This window comes from Rhodococcus ruber NBRC 15591 (assembly GCF_001894945.1).
GTDB lineage: Bacteria > Actinomycetota > Actinomycetes > Mycobacteriales > Mycobacteriaceae > Rhodococcus > Rhodococcus ruber.
Map to the genome: position 1 here is coordinate 1 of NZ_BCXE01000003.1, position 24,257 is coordinate 24,257.

The window sequence follows — 24,257 nt, forward strand, 5'->3', positions numbered from 1 at the left end:
TCCGCGGACGACCTGCGAGCCGACCGCGACGCCATCGCCACCTGGGCGCGGATGACGTACGGCTGGATGGGCCGGTCCCCCGACTACAAGGCCTCCTTCCTCGGCACGCTCGGCGCCAACGACGAGTTCTACTCGCCGTTCCAGGACAACGCCAAGCGCTGGTACCGCGAATCGCAGGAGAAGGTCCTGTACTGGAACCACGCCATCATCAATCCGCCGGTGGACCGGTCGCTGCCCCCGGACGAGGTGGGCGACGTGTTCATGAAGGTCGAGAAGGAGACCGACGCCGGCCTGATCGTCTCCGGCGCCAAGGTCGTCGCCACCGGCTCGGCGATCACCAACTACAACTTCATCGCCCACTACGGCCTGCCGATCAAGAAGAAGGAATTCGCCCTGATCTGCACGGTGCCGATGGACGCTCCCGGCATCAAGCTCATCTCGCGGGCCTCCTACAGCCAGAACGCCAATGTCGTCGGCTCGCCGTTCGACTACCCGCTCTCGTCGCGCATGGACGAGAACGACGCCATCTTCATCTTCGACAAGGTGCTGGTGCCGTGGGAGAACGTGTTCATGTACGGCGACGTGGAGAAGATCAACGCGTTCTTCCCGCAGTCCGGCTTCCTGCCCCGGTTCACCTTCCAGGGCTGCACCCGTCTGGCGGTCAAGCTCGACTTCATCGCCGGCCTGCTGATGAAGGCCCTCGACGCGACCGGCGCCGGCGGGTTCCGCGGCGTGCAGACCCGCGTCGGCGAGGTCATCGGCTGGCGCAACCTGTTCTGGTCGCTGACCGAGTCGATGGCCCGCGACCCCGAGCCCTGGATCGGGGACACCGTCATCCCGAAGCTCGAATACGGCCTGACCTACCGGATGTTCATGATCCAGGGCTACCCGCGCATCAAGGAGATCATCGAGCAGGACGTCGCGTCGGGCCTGATCTACCTGCCCTCCTCCGCCGCGGACTTCAAGAGCCCCGAGGTGCGCCCGTACCTGGACAAGTACGTCCGCGGCTCGGACGGCATCACCGCGGTGGACCGGGTCAAGGTCATGAAGGCGCTGTGGGACTCGATCGGCTCCGAATTCGGCGGCCGCCACGAACTCTACGAGCGCAACTACTCCGGCAACCACGAGAACGTCAAGGCCGAGCTGCTCTTCGCGGCGGAAGGCCGCGGGGACGTGTCCTCGATGAAGGGCCTGGCCGAGCAGTTCATGAGCGAGTACGACCTCGACGGCTGGACCGTGCCCGACCTGATCGGCAACGACGACGTCAGCGCCTACTACCGCAAGTAACCCCAGCTGCCGCGCGCGGGCGATCCCCTGCCGCCCGCGCGCGGCGTTCCACCCGCGAAGGAGTGCCGCGATGACCACCGCATCGACGTTCGTCGTCCCCGCCCCGGTCCCGGAGTTCGACGCCGTGGTCCTCGGGCACTCCTTCGCCTCCCGGCGGGCGGCCACCCGCCTGCGCGACGAGGTGCGCTTGGCCGTGCTGGAGGCGGACGAGGCCACCGCCGCCCGCTACGACGAGGTCGACCACCGCTGGGAGATCGTCGACGGAGCGACCGTCGTCGCGCGCGCCAAGTTCGTCGTCGACGGGGACGGCACCCTCCCACTGCACGGCCGCGACGGTGCGCGGTGCACGGCAACCACGTTGACGGAGAATGGTTTTCCCAATCTCTTCCGGCCGGCCACCACCGCCCACCCCGATCCCGTGGGATACACCGTCGCGTGCCTCGGTCACATGCGCGACTACGGCCACGACTACGTCGAGCGCCGCGCCCGGGTACCGATCTGCGACGACGACTTCCCGGAGTTGTCGTTCGACCGGCCCACCCCGCAGTTCTGGGTCGGGTAGGCCCACAGCGACACCGGTCCCGGACATCGACAGCCTTCGCGACGGTTGTCGACGTCCGGGACTGCTGTGTCACCGGCCGCGCAGCACCTGCGCCGGCGTCGTCCCGTAGCGCCGCTTGAACGCCGTGGCGAACCGTCCGGGGTGACCGAAACCCCACCGGTAGGCCACGTCGGCGACCGTGACCGCCCCGGCGCCGGCAACCAGGTCGTCGTGCGCGCGGCTGAGCCGGATGTCGAGCAGGCACGCCGACGGGCTGGCCCCGACGTAGTCGGCGAACGCCTCCTGCAGGCGCCGGACGCTGGTCCCGGCCAGCTCGGCCATGTCGGCCGCGGTCCACGCCCGGGCGGGATCGTCGTTCAGGGCGTCGAGGACGCGGCGGACCATGCCCGGCCGCGGCGGAGCGGCCGGCCCGTCCTGCGGGGAGACGGCGAGGACGAACGCCGCGGTGACCGCCCCGGCGAGCTGGGCACCGACGATCGGGTTGCTCACCATCTCCAGGCCGCCGTCGAGCTGTTCGGACAGCGCCCGTACCAGCCCGTGCCATTCGCTCGCCGGGCCGGTCAGGTCCAGCTGGTCGGGCAGCACCAGCTTCGTGCGCACCGGCGAACCGAGGATCCGGTCGGCCTCCCGCTCCAGGTGGTCCCGGTCGAACTTGACACCGAGAACGGAACACGTTGCGCCCCATCGGGTGATCATGCTCGGCGTGTCGGCCCGGAACACGGTGGCCTGACCGGGCGCCGACACGACCTCGCCGTGGCTGCCGCGCGACTCGAGCCGGCCGGTGAGCGGGATGTTCACCTCGTACGCGCCGGGATAGTCGCACGCGATCGCGACGTCGGCACCCCAGTGCAGGCGTCCGAGGGTCACCCCACCCAGGTCGACGGTCCGCAACGACAGCGCGGGCCGGTCCGTACCCGACAGATCGGTCAGCTCGTGCGGGAAGTACGCGTCCGCCACCGCCCGGGACGCGGCGTCCCAGTCTCCGATCTCGGCCGTGCTCACACCCCGAGAGTACGGATCGGAGACCCCGATCACACAAAGTCGCGCGATGTGTCCAGCCGCCGCGCACATCGTCTCGGCGCCGGCGTGACCCCCGTCATATGTTCCCGGTCACACGACGACGACCCACCCGGGCGTGCGTCGCGGCCGACGACACATCCAGGAGCAGAACCCATGACGAGCACCCTTTCGTGGATCGACGAGATCACCATGACCCAGCTCGAACGCAACCCGTACCCCGTGTACGAGCGGCTGCGCGCCGAGGCACCCGTCGCCTACGTGCCGGTGCTCGGCGCCTACGTCGCCTCGACCACCGAGGCCTGCCACGCCATTGCGACCAGCGGCGACTTCGAGGCCGTCATCACGCCCGCCGGTGGCCGCACCTTCGGGCATCCCGCGATCATCGGCGTCAACGGCGACATCCACGAGGATCTGCGCTCGATGGTCGAGCCGGCGCTGCAGCCGGCCGAGGTGGACCGGTGGATCGACGACCTGGTCCGGCCGATCGCCCGCCGGTACGTCGAGGCCTTCGAGTCCGACGGCAGGGCCGACCTCATGGCCCAGTTCTGCGAGCCGGTCAGCGTCCGCGCGCTCGGCGACCTGCTCGGCCTGAAGGACGTCTCCTCCGACACGCTGCGCGACTGGTTCCACCGGCTGTCGCTGTCGTTCACCAATGCCGCGGTCGACGAGAACGGCGAGTTCACCAACCAGGAGCGGTTCGCGGACGGCGACCGTGCGAAGGCCGAGATCCAGGCCGTCGTGGACCCGCTGATCGACCATTGGATCGAGCACCCGGACGACAGTGCGATCTCGCACTGGCTGCACGACGGCATGCCGGAAGGACAGACCCGCGGCCGGGACTACATCTACCCGACGCTGTACGTGTTCCTGCTCGGCGCCATGCAGGAGCCGGGCCACGCGATGGGCTCGACCCTCGCCGGCCTGTTCACCCGGCCCGAGCAGTTCGAGGCCGTCGTCGACGACCCGGATCTGATTCCCCGCGCGATCGCCGAGGGCATGCGCTGGACGTCGCCGATCTGGTCCGCGACCGCGCGCATCGCGACCCGCGACACGACGGTGGCCGGAATCGACATCGCCGAGGGCACCGTGGTGATCCTGTCGTACGGCTCGGCCAACCACGACACCGGCAAGTACGACGCCCCCACCGCGTACGACCTGACCCGTCCCCCGCTGCCGCACCTGGCGTTCGGCGCCGGCAAGCACGCGTGCGCAGGCATCTACTTCGCCAACCACGTGTGCCGCATCGGGCTCGAGGAGCTGCTCGAGACCATCCCCAACCTGGAGCGGGACACCGACGCCGACGTCGAGTTCTGGGGCTGGGGTTTCCGCGGCCCCACCGCGCTGCACGTCACGTGGGAAATCTGACCTCGTCGAGCGATCAGGAAACTGCCATGACCCAGCACACCGTCACCGTCGGCACCACCACCGTGCCGTGCGGACCCGATCAGACCGTCCTCGACGCCCTCCTCCGCGGCGGCGTGTGGATGCCCAACTCCTGCAACCAGGGCACGTGCGGCACGTGCAAGATCCGCGTCCGTTCCGGCTCGGTCGAGCACAACGCCTCGCCCGAGGACACCCTGCCGCCGACCGAGCGGGCCGACGGATTCGCCCTGGCCTGCCAGGCGACCGTCGGTGCGGACACCGTCGTCGAACCTCCCGCGGGCGAGCAGACCGCGGCCACGCACGTGCTGCGGGATCTCGTCGCCACGGTGACCGAGGTCCGCGACATCGCACGCGACACCCGGCGCGTCCTGCTCACCCTGGACACACCGCTCGAGTTCTCGGCGGGGCAGTACGTCGAGGTGACGGTGCCCGGCACGGATGTCCGGCGGCAGTACTCCCTCGCGAACCCGCCGAGCGAGCCGAAGCTGCTCGAACTGCACATCCGGCGCCGGCCGGGCGGGGTGGCCAGCGACGGATGGATCTTCGGGACCGTCTCGGTCGGGGACCGGGTCGACGTCACGGGACCGTTCGGCGACTTCACCTTCGACGCCGAGTCGACGGGACCGATGGTTCTGCTCGCGGGCGGGACTGGACTCGCACCGATGAAGAGCATCGTGCGGCACGCACTGGCGCTCGAACCGCACCGGGAGATCACCGTCTACCACGGGGTGCGTACGGCCGAGGACCTGTACGACGTCGCACTGCTGCGGGAATGGGAAGGCCAGTACCCGGGCTTCCGGCTGGTCACGTGCCTGAGTCGCGAGACCGGCGGCGACCGCGAGGGCTACGCGACCGACGCGTTCGTCGAGGATGTGGCGTCGGCGAAGGAGTACACCGGCTACATCTGCGGCTCCGAGGCGTTCGTCGACAGCGCCGTCAAGGCGTTCAAGCGGCGACGGATGTCGCCGCGGCGGATCCACCGGGAGAAGTTCGTCTCGGCGGCGTAGTCGACCGGTGCGTCCTTTGGGCTGCCCCGGCAGCCCAAAGGACGCACCGGTCGATTGAGGACCTCTTACCCTCCTGCCGAGGGTCCTAGGTAGGCCTAGGCATTTGCCTGGTGTGACTACGGCCACATGCTGGCAGTCTGAATGGCAACGCGGAGACAGCCCCGCTCGCCATCCGGGGCCGACCGACACCCTTTCTGGAGGATCCCCATGACCGAGACCCTGGACCACGTGCGCGCCGAACTCGACGGCGCCCTCGTCGAAGACGCGGAGACCGGCCGATACCAGGTGCGCCGCAACATCTTCACCGACGAAGAGATCTTCGAGCTGGAGATGAAGCACATCTTCGAAGGCAACTGGGTCTACCTCGCGCACGAGAGCCAGATCCCGAACAACGGGGACTACTTCACCACCTACATCGGCCGCCAGCCCATCGTGATCAGCCGCGACAAGGAGGGCGAGCTGCACTGCCTGATCAACGCGTGCAGCCACCGCGGCGCCATGCTGTGCCGCCGCAAGACCGACAACCGCACGACGTTCACGTGCCCCTTCCACGGCTGGACCTTCCGCAACAACGGCAAGCTGCTCAAGGTCAAGGACCCGCGCGACGCCGGCTACCCGGAACAGTTCAACAAGGACGGCAGCCACGACCTGACCAAGGTCGCCCGCTTCGAAAGCTACCGCGGGTTCCTCTTCGGCAGCCTGAACGCCGACGTCAAGTCGCTCGAGGAACACCTCGGCGACACCACCAAGATCATCGACATGATCGTCGACCAGTCCCCCGAGGGCCTCGAGGTGCTGCGCGGCTCCTCGACCTACACCTACGACGGTAACTGGAAGCTGCAGGCCGAGAACGGCGCCGACGGCTACCACGTGTCGGCCACGCACTGGAACTACGCGGCCACCACCGCCCGCCGCACCGCCGGCGAGTCGGCCAACGAGACCAAGGCGATGGACGCCGGCACCTGGGGCAAGCAGGGCGGCGGCTACCACTCGTTCGACAACGGCCACCTGCTGCTGTGGATGTGGTGGGGCAACCCGCAGGACCGTCCGCTCTACCCGCGCCGGGCGGAACTCGCCGCCGAGTTCGGCGAGAAGAAGGCCGAGTTCATGGTCGGGGCGTCGCGCAACCTGTGCCTGTACCCGAATGTGTACCTGATGGACCAGTTCTCGTCGCAGATCCGGCATTTCCGGCCGATCTCGGTGGACAAGACCGAGGTCACCATCTACTGCATCGCCCCGAAGGGGGAGAGCGCCGAGTCCCGCGCCAACCGCATCCGGCAGTACGAGGACTTCTTCAACGCCACCGGCATGGCCACCCCGGACGATCTCGAGGAGTTCCGGTCCTGCCAGAAGACCTACCTGGCCAGCGCCGCACCGTGGAACGACCTGAGCCGCGGCGCGACCCACCAGCTGAACGGACCGGACCAGGTCGCGCTCGACCTCGGCATGAAGAACGTGCTGTCCAGCGGGGTGAAGACCGAGGACGAGGGCCTGTACCCGATCCAGCACGGCTTCTGGCTCGACAGCATGCGCAAGGCCGTCACGGCCGAGGCCGGCGCCGAGTCCACCGCCGCGAACGAGCGCTGAGGAAGACGAGAACATGACCACCGCAATGGAATTGACCCAGACCGACATCGAGCAGTTCCTCTACCGCGAGGCCCGTCTCCTCGACGACCGCGAGTTCGAGAAGTGGCTCGAGTGCTACCACCCGCAGGCCGAGTACTGGATGCCGGCGTGGGACGACAACGGTGAGCTCACCACGGACCCGCAGCGCGAGATCTCGCTCATCTACTACCCCAACCGGGGCGGCCTCGAGGACCGGGTGTTCCGCATCCGCACCGACCGCTCGTCCGCGACGTCGCTGCCGGAACCGCGCACCGGCCACAACATCACCAACGTCGAGATCCTCGAGCGCCGCGGCACGGAGATCGACCTGCGCCACAACTGGTTCTCGCTGTACTACCGGTACAACACCACCGACACCTATTTCGGCACGACGTTCGTCACGCTCGACGTCTCGGGCGCCCAGCCGGTGATCAAGAAGAAGAAGATCGTGCTCAAGAACGACTACATCCACCACATCGTGGACGTCTACGTCGTCTGATCCACCCCCGATTCACGAAAGGAGGCCCGTGCCGTGAGTTTCCAGGTGGCATTGAGCTTCGAGGACGGGGTGACCCGCTTCGTCAAGTGCGGACCGAACGAGACGGTCGCCGACGCGTCGTACAAGGCGCGCATCAACATTCCTCTCGACTGCCGTGACGGCGCGTGCGGTACCTGCAAGGCGCTGTGCGAGTCCGGCACCTACGACGGCGGCGACTACATCGAGGAGGCGCTGACCGACGACGAGGCCGAGCAGGGTTACTGCCTGCCGTGCCAGATGACGCCCGAGTCGGACCTCGTGCTGCAGATCGCCACGACCTCGGACGTCGCGAAGACCGCCGCCGCGACCTACACGGCGACGATCACCGACATCCGCCGCTTCTCCGACAGCACCGTCGGGTTCACCGTCGAGATCCCGAACCGCGACGAGCTGGTGTTCCTGCCGGGCCAGTACGTCAACATCACGGTGCCCGGCACCGGGCAGACCCGGTCGTACTCGTTCAGCACCGGCCCCAACGATCCGCACCTGTCGTTCCTGGTGAAGATCACCGAGGGTGGCCTGATGTCGGAGTACCTGCGCGACGGCGCCCAGGTCGGCGACACGCTCGAGTTCACCGGTCCGTTCGGCAGCTTCTTCCTGCGCGAGCGCACGCGGCCCGCGCTGCTGCTCGCCGGCGGCACCGGGCTCGCCCCGATCCTGGCCATCCTCGCCAGGATGCAGGAGCAGGACAGCGGCCTGCCGGTGCATCTGATCTACGGCGCCTCGTTCGATCAGGACGTCGTCGAACTCGACAAGCTCGAGGAGTACACGCGGTCGCTGCCGAACTTCACGTTCGAGTACTGCGTCTCCGACCCGGCCACTTCGGCCGCGAACAAGGGTTACGTCACGTCGCTGTTCGAGCCGAAGCACCTGAACGACGGCGATGTCGACGTGTACCTGTGCGGGCCGCCGCCGATGGTCGAGGCGGTGCGCACGCACTTCGACAGCGAGGGTCTCACCCCCGCCAACTTCTTCTTCGAGAAGTTCAACAACTCCGCGACGGGCGCCACCGGGCAGGCACCCGAGCCCACCGAGGCGGAGCGCGTCGCGGCCGAGAAGGCCGCCGCCGAAACCGGACTGCCGGTCTCGCTCGGGCCCGCGAACACCGTGGCACAGGACAACTACGAGATCGGCGAGGAGCACCCGCCCGTCACCGAGTCCGACGCCCAGTTCGACGCGCGCATGGCGCTCGAGCTCGGCGCGCTGGAGCTGACCATCGGCCGGCTCACCGACGCGCAACTCGTGGAGTTCCGGATTCTCGCCGAGGCGTCGACCGCGTCGATCGACCACGACCGCTTCACCGATGCGGGCGCGTTCACCGACACCAACGCCGCCTTCCACGAGTTCCTGTTCCGCTGCTGCGGCAACCCGGTGCTGCTCGAGGCGTACAACCGGCTCGAGGTGACGCAGCTGATGCGCAAGGTGCTGCGCACCGCGCAGTGGGTGGACGAGCAGGTTCCGCACGACCACCTGCAGATCGTGCGGGCGTTCGAACGCAAGGACCGCGCGGCGGCCCGCGATCTCATCGTCAGCCATGCCGAGCACGCCAAGGCGACGATGCGCCGCGCCATCGAGGACTCCGCGAAGGCGGAGATCGCGTGAGCGTCCTCCTGCCCGTAGGCACCGTGTATCCGGGCCGCTTCGACGGTCGGGTCGTCACCGTCACCGGCGCCGCGCAGGGCATCGGCCTCGTGGTCGCGACCCGCATCGCGGCCGAAGGGGGATCCGTGATCCTCGTCGACCGCTCCGAGCTGGTACACGAGGTGGCGAAGGAATTGCGCGAGAAGGGTTTCCAGGCGCACTCCGTCACCGCCGACCTCGAGGTGTTCGAGGGAGCGCAGTCCGCGATCGACGAGGCCCGGCAGCAGCACGGCCGCATCGATGTGCTCGTCAACAACGTCGGCGGGACGATCTGGGCGAAGCCGTACGAGCAGTACACGCCGGAGCAGATCCAGGCGGAGGTGCAGCGGTCGCTGTTCCCGACGCTGTGGACGTGCCGCGCGGTGCTGCCGCATCTGATCGAGCAACGGTCGGGCACGATCGTCAACGTGTCCTCCGTCGCGACCCGCGGCGTCAACCGTGTCCCGTACGCCGCGGCCAAGGGCGGGGTCAACGCGATCACCTCCGCGCTCGCCCTCGAGGCCGCCCCGCACGGGATCCGGGTCGTCGCCACCGCCCCCGGCGGCACCGACGCCCCCGCCCGCCGGGTGGCGCGCGGCCCCGCCGCGCAGAGCGAGCAGGAAAAGGTCTGGTACCAGCAGATCGTGGACCAGACCGTCGACTCGTCACTGCTCAAGCGGTACGGCACGCTCGACGAGCAGGCCGCCGCGATCACCTTCCTGGCCTCGGACGAGGCCTCCTACATCACCGGCACGGTTCTTCCCGTCGCCGGCGGCGACCCGGGGTAGCCACCCCGGTACCGCGACGGGCCTCACCGGCAGGCCAGGGATCCCCTGCTGGTGAGGCCCTCTTTCTGCCCTGTTTTCCTTGTGACCGCACTCACAGACCGGAGCCGACATGGCCGACAACACAACAGCCTGGGCGAGTCCCCGGCACCGCAGCACCGTCATCTGGGTCGTCGCCCTCGCCACGCTGGCGATCATCTTCGACGGCTACGACCTCGTCGTCTACGGGACGATCCTGCCCACACTGATGGCCGACCCCACCCAGATCGGAGCGATCTCCGCGCAGCAGGGCGGCGCGCTGGGCTCGTACGCCCTCATCGGCGTCATGGTCGGCGCCCTGCTCAGCGGCGCGTTCGGCGACCGGATCGGGCGCCGGAAGATGATGCTGATCAACATCGTCTGGTTCTCCGTCGGCATGGGCGCTACCGCGATGGCCACCAGCATCACCTCCTTCGGCATCCTGCGCTTCTTCACCGGCATCGGCGTCGGCGGTCTCGTCGCCACCGCGGGCGCCGTGGTGGCCGAGTTCGCCCCGCCCGGAAAGCGGAACCTGTTCAACGCGATCGTCTACAGCGGCGTCCCCGCCGGCGGCGTCCTCGCCTCCCTGCTCGCCATCGTGCTGCGCGACGCCATCGGCTGGCGGGGCCTGTTCTGGATCGGCGCACTGCCCCTGGTGATCCTGCTGCCCCTGGCCCTGGTCAAGCTCCCCGAATCCCCGATGTGGCTGCAGGCGCGCGGACGGACGGACGAGGCCGCCGCGGTCTGCGACAAGTTCGGCCTCCCGCGGCCCACGACCGTTCCGGCCCCGGCCGAGAAGGTCGGCTTCGCCGCCCTGGCCACCCGCCGCTACGCGTGGGGCACGACCCTGCTCGGACTGATGAGCTTCGCCGGGCTGCTGCTGACCTACGGGCTGAACACGTGGCTGCCGAAGATCATGGCCGACGCCGGCTACGACGCGAAGGGTTCGCTCGCATTCCTGCTGGTCCTCAACGGCGGCGCGATCATCGGCGGCCTCCTGGCCTCCCGGATCGCCGACGGCCGCGGCCCCCAGCCGGTCATCGCCACCACGTTCGGTCTCGCCGGACTGGCACTGATCCTGCTCACCTTCGGATTCCCGCTGCCGGTCCTGCTGACCGCGGTGGCGATCGCCGGGGTCGGCACGATCGGCACCCAGGTGCTCATCTACGGGTTCGTCTCCAACTACTACGAGACGGCCGCGCGCGGTGCCGGCGTCGCCTGGTGCGCCGGATTCGGCCGGCTCGGCGGCATCTTCGGTCCCATCATCGGCGGCCTGCTCATCGGCGCCGGGCTGAGCAACGACGTGAGCTTCTACATCTTCGCCGGCATCGCCGTGGCCGGCGCCCTGGTGACGGTGTTCGTCCCCGTCCGGCAGGGTGCGCAGTACGTTGCCAGAACCCCGGAGGCCGCGGCGGCGAGCCCCACTACCGTGGAAGTGTGACTCAACCCACCATGTTGGTCGGACGTACCCGGGAGCTCTCCGAGCTCGACCGTCACCTCGGCGAGGCGCGAGCCGGTTCACCCGTGCTCGCCCTCGTCGAGGGTCCGCCGGGTATCGGCAAGTCCGCTCTGGTGCAACGATTCACCGAGCTGCTCGACGACTGGCAGGTGCGCACGTCCGCGGGTGTCCCGTGGGAGGCGCGGCGCGCGTGGAGCACCGTCGAGCAACTGCTGCAGGCCCCCGCCACCGGACGTGATCCGGTGGAGGTGGCGCACGAGTTGTTGTCCCTGGTGAACGATCCCACCGTCCTCGTCGTCGACGACGCCCACTGGTCCGATTCCGAGTCGCTGCAAGCCCTGTCGTCGGCCGTCCGCCGGGCGCACGGCAGGCAGTTGCTCGTCCTGCTGGTGATCGTGGACCCGCTGCCGGACACGATCCCGGACAGCACCCGGCAGGTGCTCGACCATCACCGTGCCGTCTCCGTGCACGTGGGACCGCTCGGGCCGCAGGACATCGCCCAGCTCGCCCTCGCCCGCATCGGGGTGGACCTGTCACCGTGGACCGCGCGGCGGCTGTTCGAGCACACCCACGGCACCCCCCGTCCGGTTCTGCAGTTGCTCGACGAGATCCCCCGTGACCAGTGGCAGCACTGGCAGGCCCGGTTCCCGGCCCCGCAGGAACGAGCGGGTGCCGTGCGCCGCACGCTGGACCGCTGCCCCGCCGAGACCCGGGCCCTCGTGGAGGCGGCGGCCGTCCTCGGCCCGGAATGCACCCTGACCCAGGCGGCGGCACTGGCCGGGCTGGCGGACCCGACCGCGGCGCTCGACGCCGCACACACCGCCGGAGTGCTGCGCCGGCGCGAACAGCGCGGCACGGTCACCCTCGTCTTCCCGGATCCGATGACCCGCGCCGCCGTCGCCGACGACATCGGTCCCGCCCGCTGGCGCGACCTCAACGCCCGCGCCGCCGAACTGGTCGACGACGAGGGGGCCGCGCTCACCCATCTGGTGTCCGCCACCGCCACCGCCGACGCGGACCTCGCAGACCGCCTCGACCGGTACGGCCGGCGCCGCGCCGCCGTCGGCGCCTGGTCGGATGCCGCCGAGGCGCTGATCGTCGCGAGCGGCATCAGCCCCGACCGCGACCAGCGCGCGCAGCGGCTGATCCGCGGTGTCGACGCGCTCACCGGCGCGGCGGACCTGCCCCAGGCGCTGACGTTCGTTCCGGCCGTCGAGACCGCGCCCGACGGTTCCATGCGCGACGTGGTGCTCGGCTATCTCGCCATTCAGCGTGGGCGGCAGGACGAGGCCGCCCAACTCCTCGGCCGCGCATGGCAACTGCTCCCGGACCCGGCCCGGGACCCGGACCTGGGGGCGATGATCTGCCAGCGCATGGTGCTGCACTCGCTGGCCCGGCTCGACGGGGCAGGCCTCGTCGAATGGGCCGACCGTGCGTCGTCCCTCGTCGCCGCGGACACGCCCGCCGCCGTCGAGTCGGCCGCGATCCGGGGGCTCGGCCTGGCCATGACCGGCCACGTCGACGAGGCCCGCGCCTCGTACGCCGCGCTGCCGGAGAGCGTGCGGCTGGGCGCCCAGGGCCAGCGCATCCGCATGGCGGAGGGCTGGCTGGCGCTCGCGCTCGACGAGCCGGAGCGGGCCCGAGCGGAACTGGAGAGTGCGGAACCGACGGTCTTCCGCGGGGGATCGATCCGGATCTCGCTGTGGGCGCAGGCGTGGCTGGCCCGCACCGAGTTCGCGCTCGGCGCCTGGGACGACGCCGTCCGCACGGTCGACCGCGCCGCCGCACAGCTCGACACCGCGGGCCTGGATCTGCTTCGGCCACTGGTGCATTGGACGGGTGCCCAGGTGCATGCCCTGCGGGGCGACTGGACTCTGGCCCGCGAGCACCTGCGACGTGGCCGCGCGGGCGCCACCGACTACGCCGTCATGGTAGTCCCGGCCTGCCTCGCGGCCGCCCAGTGCGCCGAGGTCGCCGCCGACTACGACGGCGTCCTGCGGCACCTCGCGCCGCTCACCGCGCATCGACGACAGGCGTTGGTGGAGCCGGGTTTCTGGCCGTGGCCGGACCTGTATGCGAATGCCCTCGTGATGACCGGACGCGTCGACGAGGCCGACGAATTCCTCCGTCCGTTCGAGGACCTGGCCGGCTCGCGGGGGCACCTGTCCGCCCGGGCGCGGCTCGGATACGTGCGCGGACGGATCCACGGGGCGCGCGGGGACATCGACGCCGCACGCGAGACCTTCGAAGCGGCGCTCGAGAACCTGGCGACGTTGTCGTTGCCGTACGACCGGGCACGGGTGAACTTCGCGTACGGCCAGACGCTGCGGCGGGCCGGGCGGCGACGGGAGGCGGACGCGGTGATGCGCACCGCCCGGGAACTGTATGCGACGCTCGGCGCGACGGCGTACGTGCAGCGCTGCGACCGCGAGCTCAAGGCCGGTGGGTTGAAGGCGAGCGGCGACGGTACGCGCCGGTCGCACATGGATCTGGCGGCGTTGACGCCGCAGGAGAAGGCGGTCGCCGCGCTGGTGGCCGCGGGCAACACCAACAAAGACGTGGCGGGTGAGCTGTTCCTGTCGGTGAAGACGGTGCAGTACCACCTGACCCGGGTCTACGCGAAGCTCGGCATCCGTTCGCGCAGCGAGCTCGCCGCCCGGTTCCGTGAGGAGGAGTGAGGAAGCGAATGACAGCAGTCGACGAGAAGACCACTGCCCCCGGCGATACCGATCTGCTCGAGCGGCCTGCCCGGCCCCTCACCCGGCCGCGCCGGGTGCTGCGGGATCTCGGCGTCGAGTACGCGGCGAACGGCGTGATCGGCCTGGTGTTCTCGTCGACGGGCCCGGTCGCGGTCGTCCTCGCGGCGGGAGCGGCCGGTGGGCTCGGCGCGGCCGAACTCGCGTCGTGGATCTTCGGGATCTTCGTTCTCAACGGGGTGCTGACGATCGCAATGAGCGTCGCCTACCGGCAGCCTCTCGGCTTCGCCTGGACGATTCCGGGCACGATCCTCGTCGGCGGATCGCTGGGGCACCTGTCCTGGCCGGAGGTGATCGGCGCGTTCCTGGTCACCGGCCTGCTGGTGCTGGTGCTGGGGGCGTCCGGACTGGTGCGACGGGTGATGGAGGCGCTGCCGATGCCGATCGTCATGGCGATGGTGGCGGGCGTCTTCCTGAAGTTCGGCGTGGACCTGGTGGCCGCGCTCGGCGCGGACGTCGCGATCGCGGCGCCCATGGTGCTGACGTTCCTGGCGTTGAGCGCGTTCGGGCGGATCGGCCGGTGGTTGCCACCGATCCTGGGGGCGCTGATCGCCGGGGCGGTGGCGGTGTCCGCGTCGGGGCGCTTCTCGCCCGCCCCGGGCGGATCGGGCATCTTCGCGTCGCCAGTCTTCACCGCACCGGTGTTCACCTGGACGGCGTTGCTGGAGTTGGTGATTCCCCTGGCGATCACCGTGCTGGTGGTGCAGAACGGGCAGGGCATCGCCGTGCTCACGGCGGCCGGGCACCGGCCTCCGATCAACGTCACCACGATCGCGTGCGGGGTGTGGTCGCTGGGCGCGGCCTGCGTGGGTGCGGTGTCGACGTGCCTGACCGGCCCGACGAACGCGCTGCTCACCGCGTCCGGGGAGCGGAGCCGCCAGTACACGGCGGCCGTGTGCTTCGGGCTGTACTCGATCGTGTTCGGGTTGTTCGCGCCGCTGTTCGTGCGGTGGATGACGGCCGCGCCGGCAGCGTTCGTCGCGACCCTCGGGGGTCTGGCGATGCTGCGGGCGTTGCAGGGCGCGTTCGTGACGGCGTTCGCCTCGAAGTACACGATGGGGGCGCTGGTGGCGTTCGTCGTCACGGCCGCGAACGTGACGTTCTGGAACATCGGTGCGGCGTTCTGGGGGCTGGTGGCCGGGGTGCTCGTGTCGCGGCTGCTCGAGCGGGACGACTGGACCCGGTGACACCGGCGGGTGCGCGAACGCACCCGCCGGCCCTCAGCGACCGAACAGCGAGGAGAGGAAGCCGGACTTCGCCTCGGGAGCGGAGTCCTGGTCGCAGGTGCACCGCTCGGTGACCGCTACGGACTTCATCACGCTGTCGACGTGCTGGCCGCAGCCGCCCCAGCCGGTCTTTCCGCACTTGGAGCAGGTGACGGGGTAACACATGGGCGTCCTCCTCGGGGGATGATCGGAATCTGCCGTCAATATACCCCCTGGGGTATGAATCATGCCAGTGTGCGCATGCGCACATGCGGGACGACGGCGACAGAGGACGGGCAAACCGCGAAAATCCGGCGCCGGGACGGGCGAACTGACACCCTGAGGCCGTACCGTCCCTCCGCGCAGACAGGATCCACAACCCATGGCACGTCCGGTTCGCGTCGTCGTCCTCGGTTCCGGTTCGTGGGGTACCACCGTCGCAGGACTGTCGGCTCGCAACACCCCGACCCTGCTCTGGTCCCGCAACCCGGACACCGCCCGGGAGATCGACGAGGAGCACCGCAACACCCGGTACCTCGGCGAGCGAACCCTGCCGGCCAACCTTCGCGCCACCTCGGACCTCCTCGAGGCCGCGCACGAGGCCGACGTGCTGGTGGTCGGGGTGCCGTCCCACGCCGTCCGCACCACCCTCGCCGAGATCTCGAACGAGGTGCGGGCCTGGGTGCCGATCCTCTCGCTGGCGAAGGGACTCGAACCGGGCACCCGCCTGCGACCGACCGAGGTGATCGGCGAATGCCTGCCCGGTCACCCGGTGGGACTGCTGGCCGGGCCGAACATCGCCGGAGAGGTTGCCGACGGGATGGCGGCGGCCGCCGTGGTGGCCACCGCGGACGAACGCGTCGCGGCGGCCCTGCAACCGCTGTTCGCCTCGAAGGTCTTCCGCGTGTACCGCAACACCGACGTCCTCGGCTGCGAACTGGGCGGGGTCCTCAAGAACATCGTCGCGATCGCGGCAGGCATGGCCGAGGGGCTGCGGGTCGGCGACAACACCCGGGCGATGGTGCTCACCCGGGGGCTCGCCGAGATGACCCGGCTCGGCGAGGTGATGGGAGCCAACCCGCGGACGTTCGCAGGCCTGACCGGGATGGGCGACCTGATCGCGACGTGCACGAGCCCCGCGTCGCGCAACCGCCGGATCGGCGAGGCCCTCGCGAGCGGACTCACCCTCGACGAGGCGGTGGCCCGGCTGGGCCAGGTCGCGGAGGGCGTGAAGACCGCCCCGACGGTGATGGAACTCGCGCGCGAGTACGACGTGGAGATGCCCATCGCCGCCGAGGTCGAGGCCGTCGTGGCCGGCCGCCGCTCCCCCGCCGACGCGTACCGGGGACTGCGCCGCGTCACCCCGGGCAACGAGGAGGACGTGGTCTGATCGGGAAATATCCGGCACTCTCGGACACGAGCAAGAAGGCGAAATACTTCCCGATTTGCCTGGTGAACCCGCAACTTGCACACTGTTCAAGTGATCGAAGCCGAAGCACTCGTGGTCGGAGCCGGCTTCGCCGGGCTCGGTGCCGCCGCACACCTGCGGCAACGCGGACGCGACGTCCTCGTCCTCGAACGCGACGGCGCCCTCGGCGGGACTTGGCGCGACAACACCTACCCGGGGTGCGAGTGCGACATCCATCCCGCCCTGTACTCGTACTCGTCCGCACCCCAGGCCGCCTGGGCCCGCGGCCGCGCGACCCAGCCCGAGATCCTCGCGCACCTGCACGCGTTCGCCGCAGAGAACGGACTCGCCGACGGGATCGTGTACCGCACGGCCGCCGTCGGATGCCGGTGGGACGAGACGACGGGCCGCTGGCACGTGCGCACCGACCGCGGCCCGGACTACGCGGCCCGATTCCTCGTCCTGGCCACCGGCGCCCTGAACGTCCCGCAGGTCCCCCGCCTCGACGGCTCCTTCGGCGGCCCCGCCTTCCACACCGCCCGGTGGGACCACGACGCCCACCTCCCCGGGCGGCGCGTGGGCGTGATCGGGACCGGCGCGAGCGCCGCCCAGGTGATTCCGCATCTCGCGGACGTCGCCGACCACCTCACCCTGTTCCAGCGCACGCCCGCCTGGGTGCTGCCGCGCCGCGAACAGCGCCTGCCGCTGCCGCACCGGGCGCGCCGGACGGTCGAGTACTGGCGCGGCGAAGCGCTCGTCCCCGCGCTCACCGGGTCCGGCCGTCGGCTCACCCGCCTCGAGTCCCGGGCGCTGCGGCACCTGCACCGGCAGGTGCCCGACCCGGACCTGCGTCGCGTCCTGACCCCGCGGCACCGGATCGGCTGCAAGCGAATCCTGTTCTCCGACAGCTACTATCCCGCACTCGCCCGGGACTCCAGCACGGTGGTCACCAGCTCGATCGCGGAACTGCGCCCGCACGGCGTGCGCACCGCCGACGGCCGGGACCACGCGGTCGACGTCCTGGTGTACGCGACCGGATTCCGGGTCTCCGCCGCCCTCGCGGGCCTGCCGGTGGTCGGTCGCGACGGCCGCACCCTGCTCGAGCGGTGGGGCCGCGACGGCGCGTCGGCGCACCTGGGCACGACCGTGGCCGGGTTCCCCAACGCGTTCCTGCTCGGCGGTCCCAACACCGGGATCGGCCACACCTCGCTGCTGTTCATGATCGAGAGCCAGCTCCGCTACGTCGCCGCCGCGATGGACGCCGCCGACCGGGAGGGCGCCGCTCTCGAGGTGCGGGCCGCCGCGCAGCGGGAGTTCGCCGACGAGATGCGCCGACGCTCGTCGGGCACCGTGTGGACCAGCGGGTGCCGGAGCTGGTACCTGGACCGCGGCGAGGTCAACCGGTCGCTGTGGCCGGCCTCGTCCTGGGGATACCGGCTCCGGACCCGGCGGTTCGACCGGGAGAACTACCTCACCGCCGGTCCCGCACGACGGGCCTGAACGAGCGCTATACAGGTGCCTGTGCGACCCTGGTCACATGACGATCGACCACGGCGCCTCGCTCTCGGCACTGCTCGACACCCGCTATTCCTGCCGGGCGTTCCTGTCCAAACCGGTACCCCGCGAGGACATCGAGACGATGCTGCGCATGGCGCAGCGCACCCCGTCCTGGTGCAACTCCCAGCCGTGGGAGGTCGTCCTGGTCGGCGGGGACGCCGTCGAGCGGCTACGGAGCGCGGTGTACGAGCAGGCGGCCTCCGGTCGGCTCGACCCGGACATCCCCGGCCCCGCCGAGTACCGCGGGGTGTACGCCGAGCGTCGCCGCGGCGCCGGTTACGCCCTCTACAACAGCCTCGGCATCGCCCGCGACGACTACGCCCGCCGCACCGAGCAGATGCTCGAGAACTACCGCTTCTTCGGAGCCCCGCACGTCGCGATCGTCACGACCGACAAGGCCCTCGGCACCTACGGCGCGGTCGACTGCGGTGGGTACGTCGCCACCCTGCTCCTCGCCGCGCAGGCCCTCGGCATCGCCGCCGTCCCGCAGGCCGCCGTCGCGATGACCGCCGGCGCCGTCCGCCGCGAACTCGGCATTTCCACCGAGCGCGACATCGTGTGCGCGATCTCCTTCGGATACGCCGACGAGAGCCACCCCGCCAACACCTGCCGCACCGACCGGGCGAGCCTGGACGACACCGTGCGGTGGGTGGAGGAGTAACCACCCCAGGGGTCCTGGCCCGGGGCGCCCGGGCGACGGATGGTGGAACTCCCCACCTTCCACCGCCCGAGAGGACACCCCGTGCACCGCATCGAAACCGAGGAACTGCTCCGCCGATGGGTACCGCGCGCCGTCGCCGGTGAACCGCACGCCGTCGGCGTGGTGGTGAGTTCCGTTCGCCCCCATGTGCTGAACTTCTGCGCCGCACGCATGGACGAGGGGACCCGCGCGCACACCCCCGCCGAGGACGTCGCCCAGGAGGTGTGCCTCGCCCTGACCCGGGCGCTCCCGCGCTACCAGGATCGCGGTGCGTCGCTGCTGCGCTTCGCCTTCGGCATCGCCACGCACAAGGTCGCGGACGTCCGGCGCAAGGCCGCGCGCACCGTGACACCGCTGCACGACGTCGCCGGCCCCGGACCGGAGGAGGGCGTCCTCGACGAGGAACTGCGGTCCGCGGTCCGCCGGCAACTCGCACTGCTGCCGGAGCAGCAGCGCCGCGTGGTGCAGCTGCGGATCCTGCAGGGCTACAGCGCCGAACGCACCGCCGCGCTGCTCGGCACGTCGGTCGGCGCGGTCCGCATCGCCCAGCACCGGGCCCTGCAGCGAATCCGACTGCAGCTCAGTCGTGCTGAGCGCGCAGATACCGTCCGAAGTGCGGCACGGTGAATCCGATGAAGCCCCGCTCGGCGGAATAGATGAGCCCCTTCTTGATGAGTCCGTCGCGCGCGGGCGACAGCGACGCCGGCTTGCGACCGAGTTCGGCTGCGATCTTGGACGTCGCGACGGGACCGTCGTCGCCGGAGAGGTCGGCCATCGCGCGCATGTACTCGCGCTCGGCGGGCGTGGCGCGTTCGTACCGGGAGCCGAAGAACCCGACGGCCAGTTCCTCCTCGGCGGCGGGCGCGCCGACCCGCACGTCGTCGGCAGTGATGGGGGTCGTCGCCGCGACGTCCCACGTCGCCTTGCCGTAGGCCTGGACGAAGTAGGGGTATCCGTCGGCGGTCTCGTAGAGCGCGTCGAGCGCTTCGGCCGTGAAGGTCACGCCCTCGCGCTCGGCCGGCGCGAGGAGCGCGACGTCGGCGGAGCCGCGGTCGAGCCGGTCGATCCGGTGGTAGCTGAACAGCCGCTCCGAGTAGCTCTTCGACGCGGACAGCACCGCCGGGAGGTGGGGCAGGCCGGCGCCGACCACGATGAGGGGCGCGGCGTCCTGGCTCAGTTCGTGACACGCCCCGCAGATCGCGGAGATGTCCCCCGCGCCGAGGTCCTGCATCTCGTCGACGAACAGCGCGATGCCCACCCCCACGTCGCGGGCGAGCCCGGAGGCGTCGATCAGCAGCTCGACGAGATCGATCTCGAGGTCCCCGGTGTCGGCGCGCCCCTTGACGGCGGGGGCGTCGATGCCGGGCTGCCACCGTTCGCGCATGCCCTTGTCCGCGGTCGCCCGCAACGCGAACGACTTCAGCACGCCGAGGAAGTACTCGACCGATTCGGGGTGCGGGTGGGCCGGAGCGATCTCACGCACGGCCATGTGCAGCGCCGACGACAGCGGCCTGCGCAGGTCCTGATCGGGCCGGGCCTCGATCTTGCCGGTGCCCCAGCTCCGCGAGATCGCCGCGGAGCGAAGCTGATTGAGCAGGACCGTCTTGCCGACGCCGCGCAGCCCGGTGAGCACGACGCTGCGTTCGGGTCGGCCGCGGGCGATCCGTTCGAGCACCACGTCGAAGGCGTCGAGCTGCTTCGCCCGGCCGGCGAGCTCGGGCGGACGCTGCCCCGCGCCGGGAGCGTACGGGTTGCGGACCGGGTCCATCGGTCGATGGTAACGGCGTCGCGTACGGACGCCTCCCTCCTGCCGCCGCGTGTCGCGGATGCAGGCATTCGCATAATAGACTTTGACATTCGTTTGCAATAAGGCGTAGATGTTCCGGCATGACGTCCTCCCGAAGCCTCGCGCTCACCGCAGGGCTGGCCACCGTGCTCCTGGCCGGCTGCGCCACCGCGCTCCTGGCCGGCTGCGCCACCTCCACCGCCGACGACACCGCCGCGCCCGCCACCACCTCGGCCGCGCCCGCCGAAGTCGCCGCCGCCGAGCCCCGGCTCGCCCTCACCTACGACGGGGGCGTCCTCGTCCTCGACGCGAACGACCTCGACGTCGTCGCCGATCTGCCGCTCGACGGATTCAACCGACTCAATCCCGCCGGCGACGGCCGGCACGTGTTCGTCTCCACCGCCGGCGGCTTCCGCGTCCTCGACACCGGCAGCTGGTCCGAACCCCACGGCGACCACGCGCACCACTACGCGGGCACTCCGGCACTCACCGACGTCGAGTTCGCCGCCACCAAGCCCGGGCACGTCGTCCGGCACGCGGGCCGGACCGTGCTCTTCGACGACGGCACCGGCCGCATCGACATCCTCGACCCCGCGGGGCTCGCCGACGGCAAGCCCCGGACCGACACGTACACCACTCCGGAAGCGCACCACGGCGTGGCGGTCGCGCTGGCCGACGGCAGCCTGATCGTCACCCTCGGCGACAGCGAGTCCCGCACCGGCATCGCCGTGCTCGACGCCGAACGCCGGGAGGTCACCCGCAACGAGCAGTGCCCCGGCGTGCACGGCGAGGCCGTCGCCGCCGACGAGACCGTCGTGCTGGGCTGCGAGGACGGCCTGCTCGTCTACCGTGACGGCACGATCACCAAGGTCACCTCGCCGGACCCGTACGGCCGGATCGGCAACCAGGCCGGATCCGAGGAATCCCCCGTCGTTCTCGGCGACTACAAGAGCGATCCGGACGCAGAACTCGAACGACCCCAGCGTATTTCGCTCACCGATACGCGCACCGGCGAGCTGCGGCTCGTCGATCTCGGCACCAGCTACACGTTCCGCTCGCTCGGGCGCGGCCCCCACGGTGAGGCACTCGTCCTGGGCACCGACGGCGCGCTGCACGTGATCGACCAGAACAGCGGCGCGGCGGTCCGGCGCATCGACGTCCTCGCCCCGTGGACCGAACCCGACGAGTGGCAGTCGCCGCGCCCGGCCCTGTACGTGCAGGGTCACACCGCCTACGTCACGGACCCGGCGAGCAACGCGCTGCACGCGGTCGATCTCGACTCCGCCCAGGTGCGGACCGCGTCCCTGCCGCAGACCCCCGACGAGATCACCGGCACCTAGCCTCGCGGCTCTGGCCGAATGTCACACCGGTTCGATGACATCGAACCGGTGTGACATTCGGTCCGGGAATCAGGAGGGTTCAGGGTGACCGGGCGCGGCTCGGCGGGTCACCCGGATCCCGCCGTCGCCGGCGGTGACCGACAAGGTCAGTCGGGTGGAACCGTGCGGCCGATGCTCGAGCACCGCCGCTGCTATCGGTTCGGTCACCAGGTTTCGGATGGTGCGCCGAAGTCCTCGTGCTCCGTAGACCGGGTCGAATCCACGGGCGCAGACGAGGGCGACGACGTCGGATCCGATGTCGACCGCGATCGCTCGGCGGGCGAGCCGGCGTGTGACGATCTCGATCTCCCGGCGCGTCAGTTCCTCAGCCGTCCGGTCGTCGAACTCGTTCAGCACCACCGTGTCGTCGAGGCGGTTGAAGAACTCGGGATCGAAGAACCGTTCCACCGCGTTCCGAACGACGACGCGGCTGCGCTCCGACCGTGGCCCCCATCCGGCGCGGCGAGCCAACCGCGCCCACGGGGCGCGTCGTCTTCGTGCCACCTCGCGGGATCCGAGGTTCGACGTGAGGAACACGTAGCTGTTGCGGAACGAGATCGTCTGCTGGCCGTTGGCGAGCCGCAGTTCCCCGTGGTCGAGGATCTGCAGGAGCGCCCTCAGAACGGTGGTATCCGCCTTCTCCACCTCGTCGAAGAGCACGATTCCCGGGGTGTACGGGTCGCCTTCGATCCTGCTCCTGTCGAACAGCGTGAACGACTCCTTGCTGCCTGCGTACCCGGGTGGCGCTCCGGAGAATGAGGCGGCGTAGTGCTCTTGGGCGAGCGTGTTCATGTCGATCCGGCACATGTCGTCGGGTCCGGACCGCAGCTCCGCCGCGACTCGACGGACGAGTTCGGTCTTGCCGACGCCGGTGGGTCCGACGAGGAGGATGTTGGCGAGGGGACGTGTCGGGTCGTGCGCGCCGACCCGTGCCAGCGACACGGCGCGGACGACCGCGTCGATCGCGGGCCGTTGCCCGACGATGCAGGCGTTGAGCCTGTGCGACAGCATCGTCGGATCCCCCTCGTCCGCTGGGGCGTCGGCCGGTTCCGCGACCTTCACCCGGGTGCGATTCTGGTCGTGGAACATGTCGGTGAGATAGGGCATCTGGGCTCCCGGCATCCGCGGCTACGCCTCGGCGGTCTCTTCGACGGGCAGCGAACCGACTCGGCAGTCGGCCACTCCCACTGTATCTCTCGTGATGGCCTCGACACGTTCCTGCGCCTTCCGAGCATCGGTCACCCACAGCTTGTAGAACTCGAACGGGCAGTCCGCGACCCCCTTGTCTCCGTCGCCGGCCGCGTGGACACCGGAGTAGCCGCGGTGCAGCAGCTTGAAGAGGTGGTTCTGCGACTGGTCGTTCTCGCGAGCGTCGCGGATGGCCGAGACCGACAGCTGGGCATACTGGATGCCGTACTCCTCTTCCCCGGTCTCCCCGAGGGTGCGTCCGTCGAATCCGATGATCGCCGAGTGCCCGAAATAGGAGTAGACACCGTCGAACCCGGCGGCGTTCGCGACGGCGACGTAGCAGTTGTTCGCCCACGCCATCGCCTTCGACATCAGCACCTGCTGGTCTTTCGCGGGGTACATGTAGCCCTGGCAACGCACGATCAGTTCGGCGCCCTTCATCGCGCAGTCACGCCAGATCTCCGGGTAGTTGCCGTCGTCGCAGATGATCAGGGAGATCTTCAGTCCCTTGGGACCGTCGGTGACGTGCGTGGTGTCCCCCGGGTACCAGCCCTCGATCGGGCACCAGGGCAGGATCTTGCGGTACTTCTGGACGATGTCGCCCCGATTGTTCACCAGGATCAGGGTGTTGTACGGCGGCTTGGCCGGGTGGTCTTCGTGCTGCTCACCGGTGATCGAGAAGACGCCCCACGTGTCGGCCTCCCGGCACGCCGCCGAGAAGATCGCCGTTTCGTCGCCGGGGATGGTCGCTGCAGTCGCGTACATCTCCTGCTCGTCGTACATGATTCCTTGCGTCGAGTACTCGGGGAACACCACCAGGTCGAGTCCGGGCAGACCCGACTTCATCCCGATCATCATGTCGGCGATGCGTCGTGCGTTGTCGAGCACCCCGGCCTTGTCGTGCAGGCGCGGCATCTTGTAGTTGACCACCGCCACGCCGACGGTGTCGCTGCTGGAGGAGATGTCTCCGTGTCGCATATCGTGCTCCTTCTTC

General features: G+C 70.1%; 21 protein-coding genes. 16 read left to right on the forward strand and 5 right to left on the reverse strand.

The features are described from left to right. Both RR3_RS03605 and RR3_RS03610 read left to right on the forward strand, forming a co-directional pair. Positions 1 to 1,287 (forward strand): 4-hydroxyphenylacetate 3-hydroxylase family protein (locus tag RR3_RS03605; RefSeq protein ID WP_072786339.1); only part of this gene is annotated, 1,287 nt, incomplete at its 5' end. Between the two features lie 70 nt (positions 1,288 to 1,357). Further along, positions 1,358 to 1,849, forward strand: a complete 492-nt coding sequence (locus tag RR3_RS03610; RefSeq protein WP_017679770.1) for a hypothetical protein — start codon at positions 1,358 to 1,360, stop codon at positions 1,847 to 1,849. A gap of 69 nt (positions 1,850 to 1,918) precedes the next feature. On the opposite strand, the gene RR3_RS03615 is transcribed toward RR3_RS03610, so the two are convergent. Then, positions 1,919 to 2,851 carry an AraC family transcriptional regulator gene (locus RR3_RS03615; protein WP_454297260.1) on the reverse strand — a complete coding sequence of 311 codons (933 nt, stop codon included), beginning with the start codon at positions 2,849 to 2,851 and terminating at the stop codon, positions 1,919 to 1,921. A 171-nt stretch (positions 2,852 to 3,022) separates the two neighbouring features. Here RR3_RS03615 and RR3_RS03620 point away from each other — a divergent pair, with 171 nt between their 5' ends. From RR3_RS03620 to RR3_RS03660, 9 genes are all read left to right on the forward strand, one after another. Next, entirely contained in the window at positions 3,023 to 4,234 is a 1,212-nt protein-coding gene (locus RR3_RS03620; RefSeq protein WP_010596895.1) for a cytochrome P450, read from the forward strand. A gap of 26 nt (positions 4,235 to 4,260) precedes the next feature. Further along, positions 4,261 to 5,259: a 2Fe-2S iron-sulfur cluster-binding protein gene (locus tag RR3_RS03625; RefSeq protein ID WP_010596894.1), complete on the forward strand. Its 999-nt coding sequence runs from the start codon at positions 4,261 to 4,263 to the stop codon at positions 5,257 to 5,259. 207 nt (positions 5,260 to 5,466) lie between these two features. Then, complete coding sequence (gene benA, locus RR3_RS03630; protein ID WP_064065615.1) at positions 5,467 to 6,846, forward strand: benzoate 1,2-dioxygenase large subunit; 1,380 nt, start codon at positions 5,467 to 5,469, stop codon at positions 6,844 to 6,846. Between the two features lie 13 nt (positions 6,847 to 6,859). Beyond that, complete coding sequence (gene benB / locus RR3_RS03635) at positions 6,860 to 7,363, forward strand: benzoate 1,2-dioxygenase small subunit (protein WP_064065614.1); 504 nt, start codon at positions 6,860 to 6,862, stop codon at positions 7,361 to 7,363. 33 nt (positions 7,364 to 7,396) lie between these two features. Then, positions 7,397 to 9,004, forward strand: a complete 1,608-nt coding sequence (gene benC / locus RR3_RS03640; RefSeq protein ID WP_064065613.1) for a benzoate 1,2-dioxygenase electron transfer component BenC — start codon at positions 7,397 to 7,399, stop codon at positions 9,002 to 9,004. Next, on the forward strand, positions 9,001 to 9,810 hold the full coding sequence (locus tag RR3_RS03645; protein ID WP_072786340.1) for a 1,6-dihydroxycyclohexa-2,4-diene-1-carboxylate dehydrogenase: 810 nt from the start codon (positions 9,001 to 9,003) through the stop codon (positions 9,808 to 9,810). Before benC ends, RR3_RS03645 begins: the two co-directional genes overlap by 4 nt. A 109-nt stretch (positions 9,811 to 9,919) precedes the next feature. Further along, a complete protein-coding gene (locus RR3_RS03650) occupies positions 9,920 to 11,266 on the forward strand; it encodes an MFS transporter (RefSeq protein ID WP_064066728.1) in 1,347 nt (448 codons plus the stop codon). An 11-nt stretch (positions 11,267 to 11,277) separates the two neighbouring features. Then, positions 11,278 to 13,962: a helix-turn-helix transcriptional regulator gene (locus RR3_RS03655; protein WP_064066727.1), complete on the forward strand. Its 2,685-nt coding sequence runs from the start codon at positions 11,278 to 11,280 to the stop codon at positions 13,960 to 13,962. Between the two features lie 8 nt (positions 13,963 to 13,970). Further along, positions 13,971 to 15,227, forward strand: a complete 1,257-nt coding sequence (locus RR3_RS03660) for a benzoate/H(+) symporter BenE family transporter (protein ID WP_040271022.1) — start codon at positions 13,971 to 13,973, stop codon at positions 15,225 to 15,227. Positions 15,228 to 15,260: 33 nt separating this feature from the next. Here the strand turns inward: RR3_RS03660 and RR3_RS24815 are convergent, their stop codons facing one another. Beyond that, the gene (locus RR3_RS24815) at positions 15,261 to 15,431 is read right to left on the reverse strand and encodes a DUF8730 family Cys-rich protein (protein ID WP_017679775.1); all 171 of its coding nucleotides are present in this window, start codon (positions 15,429 to 15,431) and stop codon (positions 15,261 to 15,263) included. Positions 15,432 to 15,627: 196 nt separating this feature from the next. Here RR3_RS24815 and RR3_RS03665 point away from each other — a divergent pair, with 196 nt between their 5' ends. The 4 genes from RR3_RS03665 (at position 15,628) to RR3_RS03680 (ending at position 19,537) form a co-directional block, all read left to right on the forward strand. Then, positions 15,628 to 16,635, forward strand: a complete 1,008-nt coding sequence (locus RR3_RS03665; protein ID WP_010596885.1) for an NAD(P)H-dependent glycerol-3-phosphate dehydrogenase — start codon at positions 15,628 to 15,630, stop codon at positions 16,633 to 16,635. A gap of 90 nt (positions 16,636 to 16,725) precedes the next feature. Beyond that, positions 16,726 to 18,153, forward strand: coding sequence for a flavin-containing monooxygenase (locus RR3_RS03670; RefSeq protein ID WP_064066726.1), 1,428 nt, complete (start codon positions 16,726 to 16,728; stop codon positions 18,151 to 18,153). 37 nt (positions 18,154 to 18,190) lie between these two features. Then, complete coding sequence (locus tag RR3_RS03675) at positions 18,191 to 18,871, forward strand: nitroreductase (protein ID WP_010596883.1); 681 nt, start codon at positions 18,191 to 18,193, stop codon at positions 18,869 to 18,871. 81 nt (positions 18,872 to 18,952) lie between these two features. Continuing rightward, positions 18,953 to 19,537 carry a sigma-70 family RNA polymerase sigma factor gene (locus RR3_RS03680; protein ID WP_017679776.1) on the forward strand — a complete coding sequence of 195 codons (585 nt, stop codon included), beginning with the start codon at positions 18,953 to 18,955 and terminating at the stop codon, positions 19,535 to 19,537. Here RR3_RS03680 and RR3_RS03685 read toward each other — a convergent pair. Beyond that, on the reverse strand, positions 19,491 to 20,678 hold the full coding sequence (locus tag RR3_RS03685; RefSeq protein ID WP_010596881.1) for a DUF8462 domain-containing protein: 1,188 nt from the start codon (positions 20,676 to 20,678) through the stop codon (positions 19,491 to 19,493). The two genes, RR3_RS03680 and RR3_RS03685, sit on opposite strands and share 47 nt — an antisense overlap. A gap of 119 nt (positions 20,679 to 20,797) precedes the next feature. Here RR3_RS03685 and aztD point away from each other — a divergent pair, with 119 nt between their 5' ends. After that, positions 20,798 to 22,036, forward strand: coding sequence for a zinc metallochaperone AztD (gene aztD, locus RR3_RS03690; protein ID WP_010596880.1), 1,239 nt, complete (start codon positions 20,798 to 20,800; stop codon positions 22,034 to 22,036). Between the two features lie 69 nt (positions 22,037 to 22,105). On the opposite strand, the gene RR3_RS03695 is transcribed toward aztD, so the two are convergent. Both RR3_RS03695 and RR3_RS03700 read right to left on the reverse strand, forming a co-directional pair. Continuing rightward, on the reverse strand, positions 22,106 to 23,182 hold the full coding sequence (locus RR3_RS03695) for an AAA family ATPase (RefSeq protein WP_064066730.1): 1,077 nt from the start codon (positions 23,180 to 23,182) through the stop codon (positions 22,106 to 22,108). A 21-nt stretch (positions 23,183 to 23,203) separates the two neighbouring features. Then, positions 23,204 to 24,241, reverse strand: coding sequence for an aliphatic amidase (locus RR3_RS03700; protein WP_017679779.1), 1,038 nt, complete (start codon positions 24,239 to 24,241; stop codon positions 23,204 to 23,206). Positions 24,242 to 24,257: the final 16 nt, after the last annotated feature.